The sequence below is a fragment of the Stappia sediminis genome (assembly GCF_009826895.1).
Lineage (GTDB): Bacteria > Pseudomonadota > Alphaproteobacteria > Rhizobiales > Stappiaceae > Hongsoonwoonella > Hongsoonwoonella sediminis.
The window spans coordinates 190,577-212,534 of the sequence record NZ_WUMV01000003.1 but is presented as its reverse complement, the minus strand read 5'-3'; the positions used below and the strand labels follow the sequence as shown (position 1 = coordinate 212,534).

Here is a 21,958-nt window from a genome sequence, read left to right as displayed (position 1 = left end):
CGAACAAGAAAATCTGGAACGGCGAAATCGATGGCGACGGAACGTTACAACGCCCGCGAAGCGGAAGCGCGCTGGCAAAAAGTCTGGGACGAAAATCAGGTCTTCGTTACGCGGAACGACGATCCGCAGCCGAAATACTACGTGCTAGAGATGTTTCCCTACCCATCGGGCCGCATCCACATGGGCCACGTACGCAACTACACCATGGGCGACGTGGTGGCGCGCTACAAGCGCGCGCGCGGCTTCAACGTGCTGCACCCCATGGGCTGGGACGCCTTCGGCATGCCGGCCGAAAACGCGGCCATGCAGAACAAGGTCCACCCCAAGGACTGGACCTACGAAAACATCGCCACCATGCGCGGCCAGCTCAAGATCATGGGACTTTCGCTGGACTGGAGCCGCGAGTTCGCCACCTGCGATCCGGAGTATTATGCGCAGCAGCAGCGCCTGTTCCTGGACTTCCTGGAGGCGGGCCTCGTCGACCGGCGCAAGTCGAAGGTGAACTGGGACCCGGTCGACATGACCGTGCTTGCCAACGAGCAGGTGATCGACGGGCGCGGCTGGCGCTCCGGCGCGGTGGTCGAGCAGCGCGAGCTGACGCAGTGGTTCCTGCGCATCACCGACTATGCCGAGGAGCTTCTTGAAGCCATCGACACGCTGGACCGCTGGCCGGACAAGGTGCGCCTCATGCAGCGCAACTGGATCGGCCGTTCTGAAGGCTTGCGCATAACCTTCGAGTTCGTCTCGCCCGCGCCTTCCGGCGAAACGGCGCTGGAAATCTTCACCACGCGGCCCGACACGCTCTACGGCGCGTCCTTCATGGGACTTTCGCCGGACCACCCGATTTCGCTGGCCCTTGCCGAGAAGGATCCGGAGCTTGCCGCCTTCATCGAGGAGTGCCACCACCTTGGCACCTCCGAAGAAGCTATCGAAAAGGCCGAAAAGCGCGGTTACGACACCGGCCTGAAGGTGAAGCATCCGCTCGACGAGACCATCGAACTTCCGGTCTATGTCGCCAATTTCATCCTGATGGGATACGGCACGGGCGCGATCTTCGCCTGCCCGGCGCACGATCAGCGCGACCTCGACTTCGCGCGCAAATACGGCCTGCCGGTCAAGCCCGTGGTCCTGCCGAAGGACGCCGACCCGGCGGCCTTCGAAATCGGCGACGAGGCCTATGTCGGCGACGGCACGATCTTCAATTCCGACTTCATGGACGGCATGAACGTGCCGGACGCGAAGGAGGCGATCGCGAAACGGCTTGAGGCGCAGACCGTCGGCAACAATCCGCAAGGCGTGCGTGAGGTCAACTTTAGATTGCGTGACTGGGGCATTTCCCGCCAGCGCTACTGGGGCTGCCCGATCCCCGTGATCCATTGCGAGGCCTGCGGAACGCTGCCGGTGCCGAAGGATAGTTTGCCGGTTAAGCTTCCCGACGATATCAACTTCGACAAGCCGGGCAATCCGCTCGACCGGCACCCGACGTGGAAGCATGTCGCCTGCCCGAAATGCGGCAAGGACGCCGTGCGAGAAACGGACACGATGGACACTTTCGTAGACTCGTCCTGGTATTTCGCGCGCTTCACCGACCCGCGGAACAACGAGCCGACGGACAAGGAAGCCGCCGATGCCTGGCTGCCCGTCGACCAGTACATCGGCGGTATCGAGCATGCGATCCTGCACCTCCTCTATTCCCGCTTTTTCGCACGCGCGATGAAAAAGACGGGGCATCTCGGCGTGACCGAGCCTTTCAAGGGCCTGTTCACGCAAGGCATGGTCACCCATGAAACCTACAAGGGTGCCGACGGCGCCTGGATATCACCGGCCGAAGTCCGGGTGGAGGAGCGTGACGGCAAGCGCCATGCCTTCCTTGAAAAAGACGGATCGGAAGTGACCGTCGGCCCAATCGAGAAGATGTCGAAGTCGAAGAAGAATACGGTCGACCCGACGGACATCATCGAGACCTACGGCGCCGACACAGCACGCTGGTTCATGCTTTCCGACAGCCCGCCCGAGCGCGACGTGGAGTGGACGGAAGACGGCGTGCAGGGCGCCTGGCGCTTCGTCCAGCGCGTCTGGCGGATGACGGGAGAGATCGTTGATAAGATGCCGGCGGCAACTAACAAGCCGGCTAACTTCAGCGATGCGGCAATGGAGATCCGGCGCGCGACGCACAAGACGCTGAAGGCCGTTTCCGACGATATCGAGAAGCTTGCCTTCAACCGCGCGGTCGCACGGCTCTACGAACTCGTCAACACGCTTGCCAAGGCGCAGCAGCAGCAAGACCCGCCGGTGGATCTGTCCTATGCCGTTCGCGAAGGCGCGGAATACCTAGTGCGGATGATGGCGCCAATGACGCCCCATCTTGCCGAAAGCTGCTGGGAAACGCTTGGCGGCGAAGGTCTGCTTTCAACATCCGGCTGGCCCGAGGTCGACGAAAGCCTGCTTGTGGAAGACACGATCACCTTGCCGGTGCAGGTGAACGGAAAGAAACGCGCCGACGTGACGGTGGCAAGAGAGGCTTCCAAAGAGGAGATCGAAGCGGCTACTCTGTCGCTCGACGCGGTCGCCCGTCTCCTCGACGGCAAGCCGCCAAGAAAGGTCATCGTCGTGCCAGCAAGGATCGTCAATGTCGTCATCTAAGCGAGACCGCTCCTTCGATCCGTCGCGTCGGCGGTCCGTGAGCCTCATCCTCGGTGCAACCGGCCTCGCGCTGGCGGGCTGCCGGGTGCAGCCGCTTTACGGAACATGGTCCGTCGGTTCGCAGTCACCGGTCGCAAGCGACCTTGCGGCCATAGAGATCGAGCGGATCGACAGCACCAATACCGAAGACCTGAAGCGCATCGGGCAGGTGCTGCGCAACGAGATGTTGTTCGGCTTCCGGCGCGGGGGACGCGGCGAAGCGCCGCGTTACCGGCTGCGGGTTATCCTCGACCGGCAGCGAAACGCGGTTGGCGTGCAACGCCTCAAGGACGTGCCGGCCTCCTATTCGGTCACGCTAAACGCATCCTTCGTGCTGTCGGAATATGAAACCGACCGCACGCTGACGACAGGACGCGCCTTCGCGACCGCGAGCTACGACTTTTCCAGCCAGCGTTTCGCAAACCTTCGCGCCGAAAGAGACGCGGACGACCGTGCCGCCAAGGTAATCGCGGGCGACATCCAGACACGGCTTGCCGGCTATTTCACCGAGCAAAAGCAAGGCTGAAACCCAATCCAGCGGGGTTCCAACGGGAAATGGTCGCGCTTAAAGCCCAGGAGATCGACCGCTTTCTCGCCCACCCGCCGGAAGGGGTCAGTCTGGTTCTTATCTACGGGCCCGACACGGGGCTTGTCAGCGAACGGGCGCAGAAGCTCGTTGCCCAGGCGACGGCTGACAACGATGATCCGTTTTCGCTTGTGAAGCTGGATGCTGCGGACATTTCCGCGGATCCCACAAGGCTGATCGACGAGGCGCTGACCATCCCGCTCTTTGGCGGACGAAGGGTGGTCTGGGTGAAGGACGGCGGCTCGAAAAATCTCGCCCCCGCAGTCGATCCGCTCCTGAAGCAAAGCGGCGAAATGGCGCTAATCGTCATCGAAGCCGGCGATCTAAAAAAAGGGACCGGACTTCGCAAACGCTTCGAAAGCGACAAGAAGGCAGTGGCGATCCCCTGCTACGCGGACGGAGTGCGCGATGTCGAACGCCTTATCGAAGAGGAAGTGCGCCACTTCGGCCTGACGATCTCACGCGAAGCGAGACAGGCCCTTCAGGAGCACCTGGGCGCGGACCGGCTCGCCAGCCGGGGCGAAATTCGCAAACTCTGCCTTTACGCCTACGGCAAGGAAAGAATCGAGACGGGCGATGTCGACGCGGTGATCGGGGACGCCTCGGCCTTCGTCGTCGACGAATTGGTGGATGCGGTTGCGACCGGCGATCTGGAAACGATCGATCACGGTATCGAACGGCTGGAGGAAACCGGACAGAAGCCCGATATCATCGCCAATAACGCGCTTCGCCATTTCCAGCTGTTGCATCGCTTGCGCGGCCTCTACGACAAGGGCGCGCCCGCCGCGCAGATCGTCAACCAATGCAGCCCGCCGATCTTTTTCCGCAGGCGCGATACGGTGGCCCGCGAAATCGGCCTCTGGAACCGCGAGGACCTGGAAAAGGCAATCGACAGGCTGGGACAAACGGTGCGCGAGGCGAGGCTCAATCAGAATCTCGGCCCGGCGCTGGTTTCGGACGTTTTCCTGACGCTTGGCCGCGTTTCACGCGCGCGCCGCGGGAGAAGATAGACAAGCTATTGATATAACTACCAATTCAGCTTTGAACGCCCAATATCCGGCAAAGCTCGTCAAGCTGCTCCACCGACTTGTACTTGATCTTCAGCTCACCGGTGCCCTTGTCCGTCTTGTGAGCGATCGCGACCTTGAGCCCGAGACCGTCCGTCAGCCGCTTTTCCAGCGCCTTCGTATCGGCATCCTTATCCGGTTTCGGCGCGCGATTGCCCTTGGCCTTGGTCAGGGCATCGGGATCCTGCGCAAGCTTTTCCGCATCCCGCACGTTCAGGCCCCGCTCGACGATAAGCTCGGCAAGGGCGGCGGGATCTTCCGCCGTGATCAGCGCACGCGCATGCCCGGCCGTCAGAAGCCCTTCGGCCAGGTAGTCCTTCACCGAGTTCGGAAGTTTCAAAAGCCGGAGCGTGTTGGCAACGTGGCTGCGACTCTTGCCGATGACCTTGGCCAACTCGCTTTGGCTGTAGGAAAACTCGTCGACCAGCTGGTCGTATCCGAGGGCTTCCTCGATCGGGTTCAGGTCCGCCCGCTGAACATTCTCGATGATCGCGAGTTCAAGGGCTTCCTGATCCGTGACATCGCGAACGACCACGGGAAGCTCGTGCAGGCCGGCCTTTTGCGCCGCCCGCCAGCGCCGTTCGCCGGCGATAATCTCGAATGCATCTTCCCGGCCCGGAACCGGGCGAACGAGAAGCGGCTGCACCACGCCTTTTTCACGTACGGACTCGGTCAACTCCGACAAATCCCGCTCGGAGAAATTCTTTCGCGGATTGCGCGGGTTGGCCGTCAGATGCTCGATCGGCACCTTCTTCGTATCGCGCGGGCGATGGGGTTCAACCGGCGGCTCGTTGCTCGCTTCGCCGATCAGCGCCGCCAGCCCGCGGCCAAGACGCTTGCGCCCGCCTGCAGTGTCATTCTCTTTCATGTCTTCACGCTCGCCAGATCGTCCGCCACATTACCGGACCAGTTCACCGAATATTTCGTGCCCGAATCGCTTATGCTTCCCCGACACGATTGCAGATAACCCGCGACTACGGCCTAATTTGGTTCCGATACCGTAGCGAGCCCGGATTGCCGCGTTCAGGCTGCGACCGTTCGCAGATTGCGCTCGCGTTGGATGATCTCCGACGCCAGGCGAAGGTAAGCCTGACTTCCCGCGCACTTCAGATCATAAAGCAGTGCCGGTTTACCATAAGACGGCGCCTCGGAAACCCGGACATTGCGCGGGATAACCGTCTCGTAGACCGCATCTCCCATCGTCTCGCGTACATCCTCGACAACCTGCGCCGACAGATTGTTGCGGCTGTCGTACATCGTCAGGACAATGCCGTGAATGTTGAGTTCGGGGTTCAGCGACGCCTTCACCTGCTCAACCGTGCTCAGGAGCTGGCTCAGGCCTTCAAGAGCAAAAAACTCGCACTGAAGGGGCACGAGGATCGAATGCGAGGCGGACAGGGCGTTGATCGTCAGAAGATTGAGCGATGGCGGACAATCGACGAGCACATAGGTGAATTCCGGCATACCGCGCCCGATATCCCTCGCCAGCCCTGAAATCGCGCTTCTGAGACGATAGGCCCGGTCCTGTCTGGAGGCTATCTCCAGCTCGATACCCAGAAGGTCCATCGTCGACGGCGCGACCCAAAGACGCGGCACGGCCGTATCCTGGATGGCTTCGCCCAGACTGCAATCACCCGACAGCACATCATAAGTCGAGAGATTTCTGCGGTTGCGCTCGATACCAAGCCCTGTCGAGGCATTGCCCTGCGGATCGAGATCGATCACCAGGACGCGTTCTCCGATCGCGGCCAGCGCCGTGCCGAGATTGATGGCCGTGGTCGTCTTGCCGACACCGCCCTTCTGATTGGCCAGCGCCAGAACGCGCGGAGAACGAGGAAGCATGCTCATGCGAGATCAACCTTTCCCTGTCCCTGAACGCGCCGATATTCGCGAAATGATCAACAACCGGCTGTCCGGATCTACGAGACTCTTCTTTTCTACCAGATCAAGCTCCCAAGCGTGAGAAGCTTCGATAATCTCTTCGCGGAAATTTTTTCCTTTGTGGAAAATCGCAATTGCGCCTTTCTCGACAAGGGGATGCGCGAAGCCACAAAGTACGCTCAAAGACGCCAAAGCCCGCGCGGAGACAGCATCGACGGATTCGCTCCAGTCCGCCAGAACATCTTCGATGCGTTTCGCATGAACTTTCGCCGGACAACCCGTATCGCGGATCACGGTTCTGAGGAAAGCCGCCTTGCGCTGGTTGCTTTCCAGGAGATGAACGATCGGCTCCACACCCTCGGATCCTTCCGCTTCCATCAGCAATATGGCTGTGACAAGGCCCGGAAAGCCGGCCCCACTGCCGAAGTCCACCCACCTTCGCGCTTTTGGCAGAAGGAAGTGTGGCTGGAGGGAATCCGCCACATGGCGACTCCAGATTTCACCGAGAGTCGAGGGAGCGACAAGGTTCTGCGCCGGCTGCCAGCGCTTCAGGAGGTCGACATAGATCTTCAGGCGATCAACTGTTTCACGTGAAACGGCGGCGACATCGGCAAGTGCGGCAGGAGAATCAGGCCGGAGTTCCGGCTTTGCGGAAGCGCCAGACGAGACAGTATTGCCCGTCGGACGCTTGATGTAGCCTTTACCGCTCACGCGACATTCCGCCCGGACTCACTTCGTCCGCTCCGCTTGCGCACATGCGCCAGAAGCAGGGTCAACGCGGCCGGCGTTACACCATCGATGCGGGCGGCCTGACCGAGCGTTCGCGGGCGAACCTTTTCGAGCTTCTGCCGAACCTCGTTCGACAAACCTTTGATCCCTGCGTATTCGATCGCCTCAGGCAACTCCAGTGCCTCGTCGCGCTCAAGGGCAGCGATATCGGCTGCCTGGCGCTTCATATAGACGGCATAAAGCGCTTCAATCGCCGCCTGTTTGGCCGCACCAGCCGACAATTTCGCCATATCCTCAGGCCACAAGCGCCGCAGATCCTCCAGCGATACGTCCGGATAGGAAAGGAGGTCGAACGCGGTTCGCCGCATACCATCCTGATTAAGGGCAATTCCCTGGCGCGCCGCCTCGCTCGGTGTAATGGACAACGTCTTCAGTTTTTCGACAACCTCAGACAGCGAGTGCATTTTCGTTTCGAAGGCGACTCGACGTTTGTCCGACACACATCCGAGCCTCAGACCAACCGGTGTCAGGCGTTGATCCGCATTATCCGCGCGAAGCGACAGGCGATATTCCGCACGCGAGGTAAACATCCGATAAGGTTCGGAAATGCCGCGCGTTACGAGATCGTCGATCATCACGCCAATATAACCCTCGGAGCGCGAGAATACGATCTCCTCGCTGCCGCCAGCCTTGAGCGCGGCGTTTAGCCCGGCAACGATGCCCTGGCCGCCGGCTTCTTCGTAACCGGTCGTTCCGTTGATCTGTCCGGCAAGATATAGGCCCGCCACGCGCTTCGTTTCCAGTGTACCCTTCAGTTCACGCGGATCTATGTGGTCGTATTCGATCGCATAGCCGGGCTTCAGAACCTCAACGTTCTCAAGACCGGGTATCGTCTTCAGAAAGCCTATCTGGATATCTTCCGGAAGCGATGTCGAAATCCCGTTCGGGTAGATCGTCACATCGTCCAGGCCTTCGGGCTCGAGGAAAATCTGGTGGCTGTCGCGGTCGGCGAAACGGACGACCTTGTCCTCGATCGACGGACAATAGCGCGGACCCTGCCCCGAGATATTACCGCTATGCATCGCCGAACGCTGGATATTCTCACGGATGATAGCGTGAGTTTTCTCGGTCGTGCGCGTAATATGGCACGATACCTGCGGTGTCGTGATTTCCGCTGTGAGCGCGGAAAAGACTTCGGGCTCATCGTCGCCCGGCTGTTCCTGAAGCACGCTCCAATTGATCGAGCGGCCATCGAGACGAGCCGGCGTCCCCGTCTTGAGACGCCCCAACTGAAACCCTGCCGACAGGAGGGATTCCGATAGTTTCAACGCCGGTGCTTCGTCCGCCCGGCCTGCCGGGACTTGCCGGTCACCTATGTGGATCACGCCGCGCAGAAACGTGCCGGTGGTCAAGACCAGCGCGCCGCAGTCGATCCGGCTTCCGTCGGCGAGAATTACGGCTCCGATTTGATTATTCCCGATAACGAACTCCGCCGCCTCACCCTCAACGAACGCAAGGTTGCCGGTCTCACGGATGGCGAACTGCATGGCCTCCCGATAAAGCTTTCGATCCGCCTGCGCCCTGGGGCCCCGGACCGCCGGACCCTTGCGGCGGTTCAGCAAACGAAACTGGATACCGGCTTTATCCGCGACCCGGCCCATAAGGCCGTCGAGCGCATCGATCTCGCGAACCAAATGCCCTTTGCCGAGCCCGCCTATCGCCGGATTGCATGACATGGTGCCGATGGTATCGAAGCAATGTGTGACAAGCACGGTCCGCGCGCCAAGCCGTGCGGATGCAGCCGCGGCTTCGCAGCCGGCGTGCCCGCCCCCGACGACGACAACATCGAATTTCAGATCCGGCATTCAGGTTCCCGCTATCGAACTCGCTCGGTTTCCAGATGAGCAGATAAAGATGTGGGGACGGCGCGATCCCACACTATCGTTTGCGCTGGTGATACACCATTTTCCCGCGGGTGGCCAAGGGAAGAGGACCCAGGACCATGGCGTCAGCATTTGCATAGAGCGTCGCGATCGAGCTTCCCGAAGATGTTCAAAAATGCGTCTGAGTCGGTAGCATTAATATGTTTCGAGTCAGAATCGATCGCCGATTTCAGCGTTTCACGTGAAACAGTTCATTCACTTACCGATACAAAACTCGCCGAATATGACGTCGAGCATGTCTTCCACGTCGATACGACCGGATATTCGTCCAAGGGACTCCGCGGCCAGCCTCAGGTCCTCGGCGCGCAATTCCAGCGGTTTCGAGTCCGAATCAAAAGAGCGCTTCAGCGCAGACAGACAATCTTCCAAGTGAGTCCGGTGTCGTTCCCGCGTTGCAAGGGGGTCTTCCGATAGAGCTATATGATCAGCAGCATATTTGCCAAGCCGACCGATAAGCCCTTCCAAACCGTTATGCGTGCGCGTGGATACACTCACGGTTCCGGGTTCATCCTGGGTCATCGCGGGACTTGCCAGATCGGACTTCGACCGGAGCACCCAGACCGCAGGCACGTCAGGTTCGTTCAATAGATCGTCCGGACTCGCGGAGTGCATCTCATCAGAGGGCATGAGCCAAAGGATAAGATCAGCCTGGCGCATCTTCTCACGCGCGCGGCGGATACCCTCCCGTTCCACCAATCCTTCTGCCTCACGGATGCCCGCCGTGTCGACAAGGGTTACCGGCAGACCATGAAGATCGAGATGAACCTCAAGCACATCTCGCGTCGTTCCCGCTTCCTCCGTGACAATCGCAACATCCCGCCTGGCAAGCGCATTCATGAGGCTGGATTTACCGGCATTCGGTGCGCCGGCCAATACAATCTGAATACCCCTTCTCAGTCTTTCAGCTACTCTCGATTGAGACAGATGAATTTCAATCAGCGAGGCAAGCGTGCATACATCCGCCCATACGACATCCGATACCGAGCCCGGGACATCATCCTCATCGGCGAAATCAAGCTCGGCCTCTATAAGAGCCCGCGCTCTCAGCAAGTCGCTTCGCCAGCCATCATAGATTTCCGACAACCCTCCACCCATCTGGCGGAGCGCCTGTCTCCTCTGTGTTTCCGTCTCCGATGCAATCAAATCTGCAAGGCCCTCGACCTCTGTCAGGTCAAGCCGGCCGGCATCAAATGCCCGTCGCGTAAATTCTCCAGCTTCGGCGGGGCGAACGTTCTCGAAAACCGATAGTGCGTCAAACAGAGCGGCCACCACGGCTCGCCCACCGTGACAGTGAAGCTCAAGCACATCCTCCCCCGTAAAGCTGCGGGGAGCCGGAAACCAGATCACCAGGGCGTCATCGAGAACTTCAGCCGTATTGGGATGCCGAATGCTTCGCAGATGAGCCAATCTTGGCTGAAGGGGTGCATCGGTCAGGCGCCGACCGATTTCGGCAGAGCGAGGCCCGGAAATGCGAATGATCGCGACCCCTGCAGGCAACGATCCGCTCGATAGCGCATATATAGTGTCGGAAGTCGTCATCGCCGTTCACCGCATCGGGCAGGGATCGGCGAGTTATCGTTTTGAAACCGATTCAAAGGCGCAGCTTTCGATGAATTCCATATTTGGATGCCAGTGAGCCTTCACTTTCAAACGGAAGGCAAACATGGCCCTGTTTCACGTGAATCCGATTATACAGCTCGTGCGTGCCATTCGGACCTTCGCAGGCGATATAACACATGCGGCCTGAGCGGATGGCCATCTTCGATCATCGGATGCTGGAAATCTCCATCCAGATCTCTCTTCATACCGATCCTTTCCATCACGCGCATCGAGCGTTTGTTGATCTCGGCGGTAAAAGAGACGATCTCATCCAGATCCAATGTTTCGAATCCGAATCGCAGCAGGGCACTTGCGGCTTCGCTTGCGTATCCCTTTCCCCAGGACGACACCGGCAAACGCCAACCAATTTCGACACATGGTTCGAACGGAAGCGGTTTTTCGTATTGGGGCCGATTCAATCCTACGATACCTCCGAATTGTCCGGATTCCTTCAAATCCACTGGAAGAAGACTGAAGCCGTCCCTTTTAACCTTCATCTCGCAACGTTCTACAAGAGCGTCGGATTCTGACGATGAAAGGACAGATGGGAAGTACTCCATCACCCGTGGATCGGAATTCATTTTGCGCATCGGTTCGAGATCCTCATCTTTCCAATCTCGTATGACCAAACGTTCTGTTTCCAGATACATAGTTCAAATCCCGCTTTGGTGGCCTACCAAGCACGCACACAGCATGATTCACGTGAAACACCCGATGCCATTCCCGCCATCCGGCTGACGATGATTTAACGCCTCAAATCATAAAGGGCGCCTCAGTGTCGAGGCGCCCTTCGAACCTGGAGGTGGTTATTCTATAGATCAGGTATTCATGGAATCGAAGAAATCGTCGTTCGACTTCGTCTGCCTGAGCTTGTCGATCAGGAACTCGATTGCATCCACCGTTCCCATCGGGTTCAGGATACGGCGAAGCACGAAGGTTTTCTTGAGCCGATCCGGCGCGACCAGCAGCTCTTCCTTGCGCGTACCCGAACGCTGGATATCGATCGCCGGGAAGACGCGCTTGTCGGAAATCTTGCGGTCCAGGATTATTTCGGAGTTACCCGTGCCCTTGAACTCTTCGAAGATAACCTCGTCCATGCGGCTGCCGGTATCGATGAGCGCCGTGGCGATGATCGTCAGCGATCCGCCTTCCTCGATATTACGCGCCGCACCGAAGAAGCGCTTCGGCCGCTGAAGGGCATTCGCATCCACACCACCGGTCAACACCTTACCCGACGACGGAACCACGGTGTTGTAGGCACGGCCTAGGCGGGTGATGGAATCGAGCAGGATCACGACATCACGGCCATGCTCGACAAGGCGCTTCGCCTTCTCGATCACCATTTCCGCGACCTGGACGTGACGCGCCGCAGGCTCATCGAAGGTGGAGGAAATCACCTCCCCGTTCACCGTGCGTTGCATGTCCGTCACTTCTTCCGGACGCTCATCGATCAGAAGGACGATCAGATAGCATTCCGGATGATTGGTCGTGATGGACTTGGCGATGTTTTGGAGGAACACCGTCTTGCCGGTCCTCGGCGGAGCCGTGATCAACCCGCGCTGACCCTTGCCAAGCGGCGCAACGATATCGATAACGCGCGAGGAATAGTCCTTGGAGGCCGGATTTTCGACCTCCATCACGAAACGGGAATCCGGATAGAGCGGCGTCAGGTTATCGAAATGAACCTTGTGGCGCGCCTTGTCGGGATCCTCGAAATTGATCGAGTTGACCTTGAGAAGCGCAAAATACCGCTCGCCTTCCTTGGGGCTGCGGATCTCGCCTTCCACGGTGTCGCCAGTACGAAGCGAAAACCGGCGGATTTGCGAAGGCGACACGTAGATGTCATCCGGCCCCGGCAGGTAATTCGCATCCGGCGAGCGCAGGAAGCCGAAACCGTCCTGCAGCACCTCCACAACGCCTTCGCCAATGATATCGACGTCCTTGGCGGCAAGCTGCTTCAAGATGGCAAACATTAGCTCCTGTTTGCGCATTGTACTGGCGTTTTCGACCTCATTTTCCTCCGCGAACGCCAGAAGTTCGGTCGGAGTTTTTTCTTTAAGATCTGAGAGTTTCAGCTCTTTGATGGACAAGGCAGTATCTTCTTTTGCTCAGTTGGGAGGTATGTTTCAGCTTGAGCGCGAGCACCGCGCCAGGGGAAACACAAAGAGGTGGGAGAGATTTGCGGATCTTTAACTCACGGTAAGAACCGAAGCCTGGCGCCTTCCAATTCCAAGGTCACCATGTCCGCGCGATTTCGATTAGCCTAAAAATATATGCTTCGCAAGCTTCCGGCAAGTGCAATTACAATTTTGGATACCTCCGGTAACTACCTTTTAATTTTCAACCAAATCAGAAATCTAACCTAGCGGCAGCCGACACTCAGAACGGCCTGACAATCACCAGTATCACAATACCGGCCATCAAGATTGTCGGAATTTCGTTTATCATTCGATAAAAACGCTCCGACTTGTCGTTCCTGTCCGCCGCAAATTTCTTGAGGCAACTCCCAAGATATTCATGAAAAGCCGACATCAGCACGACCAACAATAACTTTGCGTGGAACCACCCTTGCGTGAAAGCGCCGCCCAGGTAAGCCACCCACAGGCCGAATATCCAGCTGGCGCCCATGGCCGGACGCATGATCGCCGACATCAGCCTGCGTTCCATGATCTTGAAGGTTTCAGCCTTGTCCGATCCCGGCTCGGCAGCGGCGTGATAAACGAACAGCCGCGGCAGGTAAAACAGCCCCGCCATCCACGCGATGATCGACATCACGTGAAACGCCTTGACCCACGAATAAATATCCATCGGTTGCCCTTTCAGCCCGACCGGCGAACGCGGTCGATCATCCGCTTCACATCGTCGGGATCGGCGTCAGGCGTAACGCCATGGCCGAGATTGAATATCAGCGGCCCCTGACCGAGTTCCTCCAGAACCCGATCCACACCCTCATCCAGCGCCCGGCCGCCGGCAACGAGCCGCATCGGATCCAGGTTCCCCTGGATCGGCACCTTCTTCTGGATTTCGCGGGCAAGACCCGCCGGTACCGTCCAGTCGAGCCCCACCGCGTCAACGCCGGTACCCTCGATATAGCCGATCAACCGGGCCGCCGATGCCTTCGGGAAACCGATGACCTTCGCATTTGCCGCTCGCGCCTTCACGCCGGAGACGATCTTCCTTGTAGGAGCGACCGACCAACGCTCGAAACCTTCATCGTCAAGCACGCCCGCCCACGTATCGAAGATCTGGACGGCATCCGCGCCCGCCTCGAGCTGGCGAACGAGATAATCGATCGACGCGGGCACCAGCGCATCGATAAAAGCCTGCAACAGGTCCGGATCGCGATAGGAGCCTACCCTGGCGGCTGTCTGGTCCGGTGTGGTATGGCCAGCCACAGAGTAACACGCTACTGTCCAGGGAGCGCCGCAGAAGCCGAGCAGGCTCGTTCCAGACGGCAGCTCTTCCCTCAGACGCTTCACGGTAGCGATAACGGGATCGAGATGCGAATTCGCCCTCGACTGATCGAGCCCGCGCACCAGCAATTCCGAAAGGGGTTCCAGCACCGGCCCCCTGCCTTCCTCGAAGCGAACGGGATATCCCAGTGCATCGGGAACGACGAAGATATCGGAAAAGAGGATCGCCGCGTCGAAGCCGTAACGGCGGATCGGCTGAAGCGTGACTTCCGTCGCAAGGTCCGTGTCGTAACAGAATTCTAGGAAGTTCGGCTTGGTCTTCCGGGTTTCCCGATATTCCGGGAGATAACGACCTGCCTGTCTCATCATCCATATCGGAGGGGGCGACAGCGTTTCGCCATTCAGGACCCGCGGAATAGCTCGCGATGATGCTGCGACGTCAGGCACTGTTCACTCCCTTTAAAAAAACAAAGAATCTTTTTGAAAGAGTCTGTTGTTTTTGTTTGGCACTGGATTGCATGGATTATCCGGTTTTCCTCAATCGTCTACATGATCTTGAGTTGGCGCGAAAGCATGGATAACGAACTCTTTCTGACGCACCCTAAAATTTATGGACCGCAATTCACGTATGGGATTCAATAAGATATGTGAGCGTTAACGCTTTATTAACTTCTTGGACGCCTGCGGACAACATGAGGATATCGGAAGAACAATCAGCTTTTCCCCATGAGCGCGAACCGTTACGCATGAGTCACGCGTGTCGTCATTGGGTGTTGATCGAATTTCCAATACGGGCATGATTTTCCGAAAATGCGGCGTTTGTGCCGATTTATGCACGGTCGGCATACCGCATTCGGAACAGTTGGGGACAAGAGCTTGGGAAAGTCCGGTAACTTCTTCCATTTGCACATGGTTTCGGACTCAACGGGCGAAACCCTGATGACGGTAGCCCGGGCCGCGACCGTTCAATACGAGGACGTGCAGGCAATCGAGCATGTCTATCCTTTGGTGCGTTCGCAAAAGCAGCTCGACCGGGTGGTCGGCGAAATCGAAAGCGCGCCTGGCATCGTGCTTTATACGCTCGTCGACCCCGACGTTGCCGCGCGGCTGGAGCGGGTCTGCCTCGACCTTGCCGTTCCATGCGTGAATGTGCTGGAGCCGGTCTTCAAGATCTTTCAGTCTTATCTGAACGTGGCATGGACGGGACGTATCGGCGGTCAGCACGCACTCGATGCGGATTATTTCGGCCGCATTGACGCGCTCAACTACACGATGCTGCATGACGACGGCCAGGTGCCGGGCGATCTGAATGAAGCAGACGTCGTTCTGGTCGGCATCAGCCGGACATCGAAGACGCCGACCTGCATCTATCTTGCGAACCGTGGCATCAAGGCGGCGAACATACCGATGGTGCCGGATATCCCCCTTCCGCCCCAGCTCGATGAGGTTACGCATCCGCTGGTCGTCGGCCTTGTCGCCTCCGCGGAGAGAATCCAGCAGGTTCGCCAGAACCGTGTTCTGGCGCTGAACGCGGCCTCATATCAAAACGAGAGCTATACGGATCGACGCCAGATCGCGCATGAGGTATCGAGCACCAGGCGGCTCTGCGCCGAAAAGGGTTGGCCGCTGATAGATGTCACGCGCCGCTCCATCGAGGAAACGGCGGCCGAGATCATGGCGCTATTGCGCGACCACCGGGCGGAAGAGATGTAAAGCCTGGAAGGCCGCGCGGCGCAGCAACAGGAAGAACTGCCATGCCTGAAATCATTCTCGCCAGCGGAAGCCGGATCCGCGCAAGCCTGCTTGAGAACGCCGGGATCGATATTCGTGCCATTCCCGCGGACCTGGATGAGCGGGCGGTGGAAGCACCCCTTCTGAACGGCAATGCCACGGTTGAAGATATTGCCGCAGTGCTTTCCGAAGCGAAGGCGCTGGAAGTGAGTGAGCGGGAGCGCGACGCGCTCGTCATCGGCGCCGACCAGATGCTGGAATTCGAAGGCGAGCGCCTGACGAAACCGGAGAACATGGAAGCCGCGCGGCGGCAGCTTCTTGCGCTTTCGGCCAAGACGCATCAACTGCATTCGGCTGTGGCGGTGGTACGTAACGGTGAAACGCTGTGGCGGCATGTCTCTACAGCAAGCCTGACCATGCGCGACCTCTCGCCCGGATTCGTCGGCCGGTATCTCGCCGATGTCGGCGACGAAGCCTTGTCGAGTGTCGGCGCTTATCAGCTTGAAGGGCGCGGCATTCAGCTGTTCGAAAAGATCGACGGCGACTATTTCACCATTCTCGGCCTGCCAATGCTGCCGCTGCTTTCCTTCCTGCGCGATTGCGGAGCTATCGACGGATGACAATACGCGCTGCGGTAACAGGCTGGCCGGTGAAACACTCCCGCTCGCCGCTGGTCCACGGATACTGGCTGAAGAAATACGGAATCGATGGCGAATATGGCCGTGTCGCGGTCGCGCCGGAGGAAGCCGAAGCGTTCTATCGCGACTTCGCAAAAAGCGGCCTTGCCGGCTGCAACGTGACGGTTCCGCACAAGGAGACCGCTGCGAAGGCCTGCGACTGGCTGGACGACGCCGCAAAGGCGATGGGCGCGGCCAATACGCTCTGGCTCGACGAGGAAGACCGGCTTTGCGGTGCGAATACGGACGGTATCGGGTTTCTGGGCAATCTGGATCAAATGGCGCCGGGCTGGGATTCGATATCCGGCGCGGCGGTTGTCCTGGGGGCGGGCGGTGCCGCCCGGGCGGTCATATGGGCGCTTTTGCGCCGTGGATTCCCGTCTGTTTACATTGTCAATCGGACCTTTGAAAAGGCAGAGAAACTCGCAAAAGATTTCGGATCCGACTCAATTGCGCAAACTTGGGACAATCTTGGTGAAATCCTGGGGACGGCAAGCCTTCTGGTGAACACGACCTCGCTCGGAATGGAAGGCCAGCCGGCCATGGAAATCGACCTTGATCCCTTGCCGCAAAATGCGCTTGTCACCGATATCGTTTACGTGCCGATTCAAACAGGTCTCCTTCGTCAGGCAAGCGAGAGGGGCAACCCCACCGCCGACGGGCTCGGCATGCTGCTTCACCAGGCGGTGCCCGGATTTGAAAAGTGGTACGGCGTTCGCCCGGAAGTCACGTCGGAGCTTCGTTCGCTCATCCTTCGCGATCTTGGGGTGGACGAATGATCGTCCTCGGGCTCACCGGTTCGATCGGCATGGGCAAATCCACAACTGCGAAGATGTTCGCCGCCTGCGGCGTCGCCACTTATGACGCGGATGCCGCCGTGCACAGGCTCTACCGTGGAAGGTTGGCTCCCCTGATCGAAGCGGCATTTCCGGGCGTCGTGGCCGATGGAACGGTCGACAGGGGCCTTCTTGGAAAGCGCGTTATCGGCAAACCTGACGCGATGAAGAAGCTGGAGGAAATCGTCCATCCGATCGTGCGTGAAGAGGAGGAAGCTTTTCTCGCTAAAGCGAGTGCCGAAGGTCGGCGCGTCGCGGTGCTGGATATCCCGCTATTGTTCGAGACCGGCGGCGAGGAGCGCGTGCGGGCTTGCGTCGTCGTCACGACCGATGCGGAGATTCAAAGGAAGCGCGTGCTCGAGCGGGCCGAAATGAGCGAGGAACGCTTCGAGCAGATCCTCGCCAAACAGATGCCGGATTCGGAAAAGCGCCGCCGCGCGCATTTTTTGATCGACACCGGCCACGGCCTGGAGGCTGCAAGGCGAAGCGTGGAAGCGACGCTCAAGGCAGTGGCCGGCATGGCCTGAAACCCGGGAAACTGGGGATAAGAACGAGGATAAAAAAGCTATCCGCTATCAGGCGATAGGCGTAGAGGACAGGCTTCGCCTAGACTCCTGACAGGTGAAACTCAATCGGCCAGACGAGCTATGCTGCGGGAAATCGCATTCGATACGGAAACGACCGGGCTCAATCCGAGGGACGGCGACCGGCTTGTCGAGATCGGCGGCGTCGAACTCGTCAATCACGTGCCGACAGGGCGTACCTATCACGTCTACATCAACCCGGAACGAGATGTTCCGATGGAAGCCTACAACGTTCACGGGCTTTCGACGGAGTTCCTGGCGGACAAGCCGAAATTTCACGAAGTGGCGGAAGAGTTCCTCGCCTTCGTCGGCGACGGCAGGCTGGTGATCCACAATGCCTCGTTCGACATGGGCTTCATCAACATGGAGCTTGAGCGTATCGGCAAATCCGCGATCGGGAACGAGCAGGTTCTCGACACGCTTGCCATGGCAAGAAAAAAGCATCCGGGCGGATCTGCGTCCCTGGATGCGCTTTGTTCGCGATACGGGATCGACAATTCCAGGCGTACGAAACACGGCGCGCTTCTCGATGCGGAGCTGCTTGCGGAAGTCTACATCGAACTGATCGGCGGCAAACAGGCGGGCCTTGCCCTGCTTTCCGACGATGAGGCAGAGGGCCAGTCGTTCGATACGGGCGGACGGTCCGCGCGTATGTCGGGCCCCGCAAGGCAGCGGCCGACACCCTTGCCCCACCGTATCTCGGCGGAAGAGATCGCGGCCCACGCAGCCTTTGTCGAAAAGATGGGCGAAGATGCGGTCTGGACAAAATATCGCGAAGAGTAAGAGATCGTTTTGAAGGCGATTCAATTCCGGTGCATGGTGCGGGCCTGAGATTTCACTTTCGATCCAGGGACTGGGCATGAACCCGCGTGAGGCGGATTCCGAAGATCGCGCTTTTCTGCTTCTCATGAATGACGAAGAGGCGGAGTTTTTCGCAAGGCTTCTGGCAAAACATGCGCCGGATGCGTATTTCGCGCATGCGGGCGACAGGGCATCGCTGGTATTTCAGGCGGAAAGCCTGCCGGGCACGGGCCGCCTGATCGCATTCTGCACGGATGTAATCGTGCCCCCGGCAGTGCTTGAGCGGATGGAGGCCGGTTCCTACAACTTCCATCCAGGCCCTCCCGAAAGGCCGGGCTATCGCCCCGCAGGGTTTGCCGCCCACGAAAAAGGCGCGAGCTTCGGTATCACGCTGCACGAAATGGAAGCGTCGGTGGATACAGGGGCGATAATCGACTGCGAACGCTTTTCCGTGTCGGCGCCGGCGAGCGAGGAAGCTATCAACATCGAGGCTTACCGGCGCCTGCTAAACCTCGCGAGGCGGCATGCAAGGACGCTTGCCGAGACGGGCTCGCGTCCCTCCCCTTCGCGAGAACGGTGGTCCGGGCGAAAGACGACCCGGCGGGACTGGCAGCAAATCCAGTCCAGAAGAAAGCTCGGCACGCGCCTCTGACCGGATTCATGTGAAACGACCGATTCCCCGATCGGATCGCCACAAGGCGCGTTGGCGAAGGCCTACAGCATGGAAGGCAGGACGCGGTCGGGCGGACGGTGGCCGTCCATGAAGGTCTTGATATTGATGATGACCTTTTCGCCCATGTCGATCCGGCCTTCGATGGTCGCCGATCCCATATGCGGCAGGAGCACGACACGGTCGGATTTCACCAGCTTCGGGTTTACCGCCGGTTCGTGTTCGAAGACATCGAGCCCCGCGCCGCCGAGTTCATCGTTTTCAAGCTGGCGGATGAGCGCGTTCTCGTCGATCACCTCGCCGCGCGCGGTGTTGATGATGTAAGCCTCGGGCTTGAGGAGCTTCAGGCGCCGGGCGGACAGGAGATGATAGGTCGCCGGCGTGTGCGGGCAGTGAATGGAAACGACGTCCATGCGCGCCAGCATCTGGTCGAGGCTGTCCCAATAGGTCGCCTCGAGTTCGTCTTCCACCTGCGTCGCCAGCCGCCGGCGGTTGTGATAATGGATCGACATGCCGAACGCCTTTGCACGGCGGGCGACCGCCTGGCCGATCCGGCCCATGCCGATGATACCGAGGCGCTTGCCCCATATGCGGTGGCCGAGCATCCATGTCGGCGACCACCCGGCCCACTCGCCGTGCTCCATCACCTTGATGCCTTCGGAAATGCGCCGGGCCACGCCGATGATGAGGCCCATCGTCATGTCCGCCGTATCCTCGGTCAGGACACCGGGCGTATTGGTGACAGTGATCGATCGATTGTTGGCCGTGACGACGTCGATGTTGTCGACGCCGGTGCCGAAATTGGCGATCAGCTTGAGATTCGCTCCGGCCTGGGAAAGCACGGCGGAATCGATCCGGTCCGTCACCGTCGGCACCAGGACATCGGCTTTCTTGACCGCTTCCACAAGTTCCGCCTGGCTCATCGGGCGGTCGGAGTCGTTCAGTCGCGTGTCGAACAGTTCGCGCATCCGCGTCTCGACCACGTCCGGCAATTTCCGGGTGACGACGACCAGGGGCTTCTTCTTCGGCATGCTCCTCCGCCTTCCGCACTTCGTTGAGGGCCCGTTAACCCTAAGGTATCACCATGCACCGGCGGGCAAAGTTTCCCGAGCGGTACGTTACCGTTCTCCTACTCACAAGACCGGCTCAAAACAAGGGACAGCAACCAATCAATATCGGCAGCCCTCACGACCTAACATGATATCTCGCAAGTTCGAAGTGAACTTCGGCCTTGGTATAGCAAGCTGATTTGTGCCACATGCAGCGGACGGACGCAGCAGGGAACGTAATGGCGACGCGGAATAAAAATATATTCGCAGGGAAAACGGGCGCAGCGAAGGCGCTCGTGCGGCGGCTCGTTCCGCTTTTGATTCTCGCCGCATATCTTGCCGGCGGTGCGCAGGCGCAGGCGCAGGCGACGAAAACCGGCCCGAGCGGCCTGCCGGTGCCGCGGTTCGTCAGCCTCAAGTCGGATCGGGTCAACGTTCGCAAGGGCCCCAGCCGGGAGCACGATATCGCCTGGACTTTCGTGCGCGCCGGCCTGCCTGTGGAAATCGTCCAGGAATTCGACAACTGGCGCCGGGTGCGCGACTGGGAAGGCGAGGAAGGCTGGGTGTTCCATTCGCTCCTGTCGGGCCGTCGCACCGGGCTTGTGACGCCATGGGAATCTTCGTCCACCACGCCGTTGCGCGCCGATGCTTCATCGGATGCGACCATCCTCGCGGAGCTCAAGCCGCTGGTTCTGGTGAATGTGGCCGGATGCAGCGAGGGCTGGTGCGAGGTTTCCGCCAATGGCTACGATGGTTGGGTGGACCAGACGCGGCTATTCGGCGTCTATCCGGATGAAACATTCGAGTAGCCGTCGAAACGGCACCCGAATTTTCCTGTCAGATCTGGTCCTGGTCTTCCTGAACCTTCAGGGCGTCGAGCCTGGGCATGGAAACGATGTTGTATCCGCTGTCGACAAAATGGATTTCGCCGGTAACGCCTGCCGAAAGATCCGAAAGAAGGTAGAGGCCGGCGCCGCCGACATCTTCAAGCGATACCGTGCTGCCGAGCGGCGAATGCTGCTTTTGATACTTGAACATCAGCCGCGCATCGGTAACGCCCGAACCCGCCAGCGTGCGGACGGGGCCGGCGGAAATCGCGTTCACCCGTATGCCCTGCAGGCCGTAGTCCATCGCCAGATAGCGGACGGACGACTCAAGCGCCGCCTTCGCAACGCCCATGACGTTGTAGTTCGGCATGACGCGCGTCGAGCCGCCGTAGGTCAGCGTGATGACGGAGCCGCCATCGGACATGAGCTCGGCGGCGCGCTTGGTCACCTCGGTGAAGGAGAAGCATGAAATCACCATCGTGCGGGAGAAATTATCCCGCGTGGTGTCGGCATATTTGCCCTTCAGCTCGGACTTGTCGGAATAGCCGATGGCGTGGACGAGAAAATCCAGCTTGCCCCATTTTTCCTTCAGCGCGGCGAAGACCGCGTCGACGGAAGCGATATCCTCCACGTCGCAAGGCAGGACAACGTCGCTGCCGAGGCTTTCCGCCAGCGGCATGACCCGCCTTGCAAAAGCATCGCCCTGATATGTGAAGGCCACTTCCGCGCCTTGCGCCGCGACGGTCTTGGCGATGCCCCACGCGATCGAATGGTTGTTGGCAACGCCCATGACAAGACCGCGCTTGCCTTCCATAAGCCCTGTCATAGGGTACTCCTGCTCATATTGATAAGGATGCGAGGCCGGCTGACGTGTCGGCCAGGC

General features: G+C 59.3%; 21 protein-coding genes. 10 read left to right on the top strand and 11 right to left on the bottom strand.

Features of this window, described 5'->3' with window-relative positions; all coding sequences use genetic code 11:
- Positions 1–30 precede the first annotated feature (30 nt).
- The 3 genes from leuS to holA are packed head-to-tail and all read left to right on the top strand — an operon-like array spanning position 31 to position 4,278.
- A complete protein-coding gene (leuS, locus tag GR183_RS07885; RefSeq protein ID WP_160775069.1) occupies positions 31–2,643 on the top strand; it encodes a leucine--tRNA ligase in 2,613 nt (870 codons plus the stop codon).
- Positions 2,630–3,208, top strand: coding sequence for an LPS assembly lipoprotein LptE (locus GR183_RS07880; protein WP_160775068.1), 579 nt, complete (start codon positions 2,630–2,632; stop codon positions 3,206–3,208). The genes leuS and GR183_RS07880 overlap by 14 nt, the downstream gene beginning before the upstream one ends.
- Before the next feature lie 29 nt (positions 3,209–3,237).
- A complete protein-coding gene (gene holA, locus GR183_RS07875) occupies positions 3,238–4,278 on the top strand; it encodes a DNA polymerase III subunit delta (RefSeq protein WP_160775067.1) in 1,041 nt (346 codons plus the stop codon).
- A gap of 25 nt (positions 4,279–4,303) precedes the next feature.
- Here the strand turns inward: holA and GR183_RS07870 are convergent, their stop codons facing one another.
- The 9 genes from GR183_RS07870 to hemE form a co-directional block, all read right to left on the bottom strand.
- Positions 4,304–5,203 (bottom strand): ParB/RepB/Spo0J family partition protein, encoded by a 900-nt coding sequence (locus GR183_RS07870; RefSeq protein ID WP_160775066.1) that lies wholly within the window; start codon positions 5,201–5,203, stop codon positions 4,304–4,306.
- 155 nt (positions 5,204–5,358) lie between these two features.
- A complete protein-coding gene (locus GR183_RS07865; RefSeq protein WP_160775065.1) occupies positions 5,359–6,183 on the bottom strand; it encodes a ParA family protein in 825 nt (274 codons plus the stop codon).
- A 6-nt stretch (positions 6,184–6,189) separates the two neighbouring features.
- Complete coding sequence (gene rsmG, locus GR183_RS07860; RefSeq protein WP_312846799.1) at positions 6,190–6,927, bottom strand: 16S rRNA (guanine(527)-N(7))-methyltransferase RsmG; 738 nt, start codon at positions 6,925–6,927, stop codon at positions 6,190–6,192.
- Positions 6,924–8,810 (bottom strand): tRNA uridine-5-carboxymethylaminomethyl(34) synthesis enzyme MnmG, encoded by a 1,887-nt coding sequence (gene mnmG, locus GR183_RS07855; RefSeq protein ID WP_160775064.1) that lies wholly within the window; start codon positions 8,808–8,810, stop codon positions 6,924–6,926. Before mnmG ends, rsmG begins: the two co-directional genes overlap by 4 nt.
- A 273-nt stretch (positions 8,811–9,083) precedes the next feature.
- Positions 9,084–10,427, bottom strand: coding sequence for a tRNA uridine-5-carboxymethylaminomethyl(34) synthesis GTPase MnmE (gene mnmE / locus GR183_RS07850; protein WP_160775063.1), 1,344 nt, complete (start codon positions 10,425–10,427; stop codon positions 9,084–9,086).
- 149 nt (positions 10,428–10,576) lie between these two features.
- Positions 10,577–11,137 (bottom strand): GNAT family N-acetyltransferase, encoded by a 561-nt coding sequence (locus GR183_RS07845; RefSeq protein WP_160775062.1) that lies wholly within the window; start codon positions 11,135–11,137, stop codon positions 10,577–10,579.
- Between the two features lie 168 nt (positions 11,138–11,305).
- Positions 11,306–12,571, bottom strand: a complete 1,266-nt coding sequence (gene rho, locus GR183_RS07840; RefSeq protein ID WP_160775767.1) for a transcription termination factor Rho — start codon at positions 12,569–12,571, stop codon at positions 11,306–11,308.
- A gap of 295 nt (positions 12,572–12,866) precedes the next feature.
- Positions 12,867–13,295 carry a protoporphyrinogen oxidase HemJ gene (hemJ, locus tag GR183_RS07835; RefSeq protein WP_160775061.1) on the bottom strand — a complete coding sequence of 143 codons (429 nt, stop codon included), beginning with the start codon at positions 13,293–13,295 and terminating at the stop codon, positions 12,867–12,869.
- Between the two features lie 11 nt (positions 13,296–13,306).
- Entirely contained in the window at positions 13,307–14,347 is a 1,041-nt protein-coding gene (gene hemE, locus GR183_RS07830; RefSeq protein WP_376765758.1) for a uroporphyrinogen decarboxylase, read from the bottom strand.
- Between the two features lie 429 nt (positions 14,348–14,776).
- Here hemE and GR183_RS07825 point away from each other — a divergent pair, with 429 nt between their 5' ends.
- The 6 genes from GR183_RS07825 (at position 14,777) to GR183_RS07800 (ending at position 19,181) form a co-directional block, all read left to right on the top strand.
- Entirely contained in the window at positions 14,777–15,613 is an 837-nt protein-coding gene (locus GR183_RS07825) for a pyruvate, water dikinase regulatory protein (RefSeq protein ID WP_208999788.1), read from the top strand.
- A 41-nt stretch (positions 15,614–15,654) separates the two neighbouring features.
- The gene (locus GR183_RS07820) at positions 15,655–16,251 is read left to right on the top strand and encodes a Maf-like protein (protein ID WP_160775059.1); all 597 of its coding nucleotides are present in this window, start codon (positions 15,655–15,657) and stop codon (positions 16,249–16,251) included.
- A complete protein-coding gene (locus GR183_RS07815; RefSeq protein WP_160775058.1) occupies positions 16,248–17,087 on the top strand; it encodes a shikimate dehydrogenase in 840 nt (279 codons plus the stop codon). Before GR183_RS07820 ends, GR183_RS07815 begins: the two co-directional genes overlap by 4 nt.
- A complete protein-coding gene (gene coaE, locus GR183_RS07810; protein WP_160775057.1) occupies positions 17,084–17,671 on the top strand; it encodes a dephospho-CoA kinase in 588 nt (195 codons plus the stop codon). Before GR183_RS07815 ends, coaE begins: the two co-directional genes overlap by 4 nt.
- 123 nt (positions 17,672–17,794) lie before the next feature.
- Positions 17,795–18,511 (top strand): DNA polymerase III subunit epsilon, encoded by a 717-nt coding sequence (dnaQ, locus tag GR183_RS07805; protein ID WP_160775765.1) that lies wholly within the window; start codon positions 17,795–17,797, stop codon positions 18,509–18,511.
- 76 nt (positions 18,512–18,587) lie between these two features.
- Positions 18,588–19,181 (top strand): formyl transferase, encoded by a 594-nt coding sequence (locus GR183_RS07800; protein ID WP_160775056.1) that lies wholly within the window; start codon positions 18,588–18,590, stop codon positions 19,179–19,181.
- 62 nt (positions 19,182–19,243) lie between these two features.
- Here GR183_RS07800 and GR183_RS07795 read toward each other — a convergent pair whose 3' ends face one another.
- On the bottom strand, positions 19,244–20,230 hold the full coding sequence (locus GR183_RS07795; RefSeq protein WP_160775055.1) for a 2-hydroxyacid dehydrogenase: 987 nt from the start codon (positions 20,228–20,230) through the stop codon (positions 19,244–19,246).
- A gap of 314 nt (positions 20,231–20,544) precedes the next feature.
- On the opposite strand from GR183_RS07795, the gene GR183_RS07790 reads away from it, so the two are divergent.
- Positions 20,545–21,057 (top strand): SH3 domain-containing protein, encoded by a 513-nt coding sequence (locus GR183_RS07790; RefSeq protein ID WP_312846798.1) that lies wholly within the window; start codon positions 20,545–20,547, stop codon positions 21,055–21,057.
- Positions 21,058–21,085: 28 nt separating this feature from the next.
- Here the strand turns inward: GR183_RS07790 and fabI are convergent, their stop codons facing one another.
- A complete protein-coding gene (gene fabI / locus GR183_RS07785; protein ID WP_160775053.1) occupies positions 21,086–21,901 on the bottom strand; it encodes an enoyl-ACP reductase FabI in 816 nt (271 codons plus the stop codon).
- Positions 21,902–21,958: the final 57 nt, after the last annotated feature.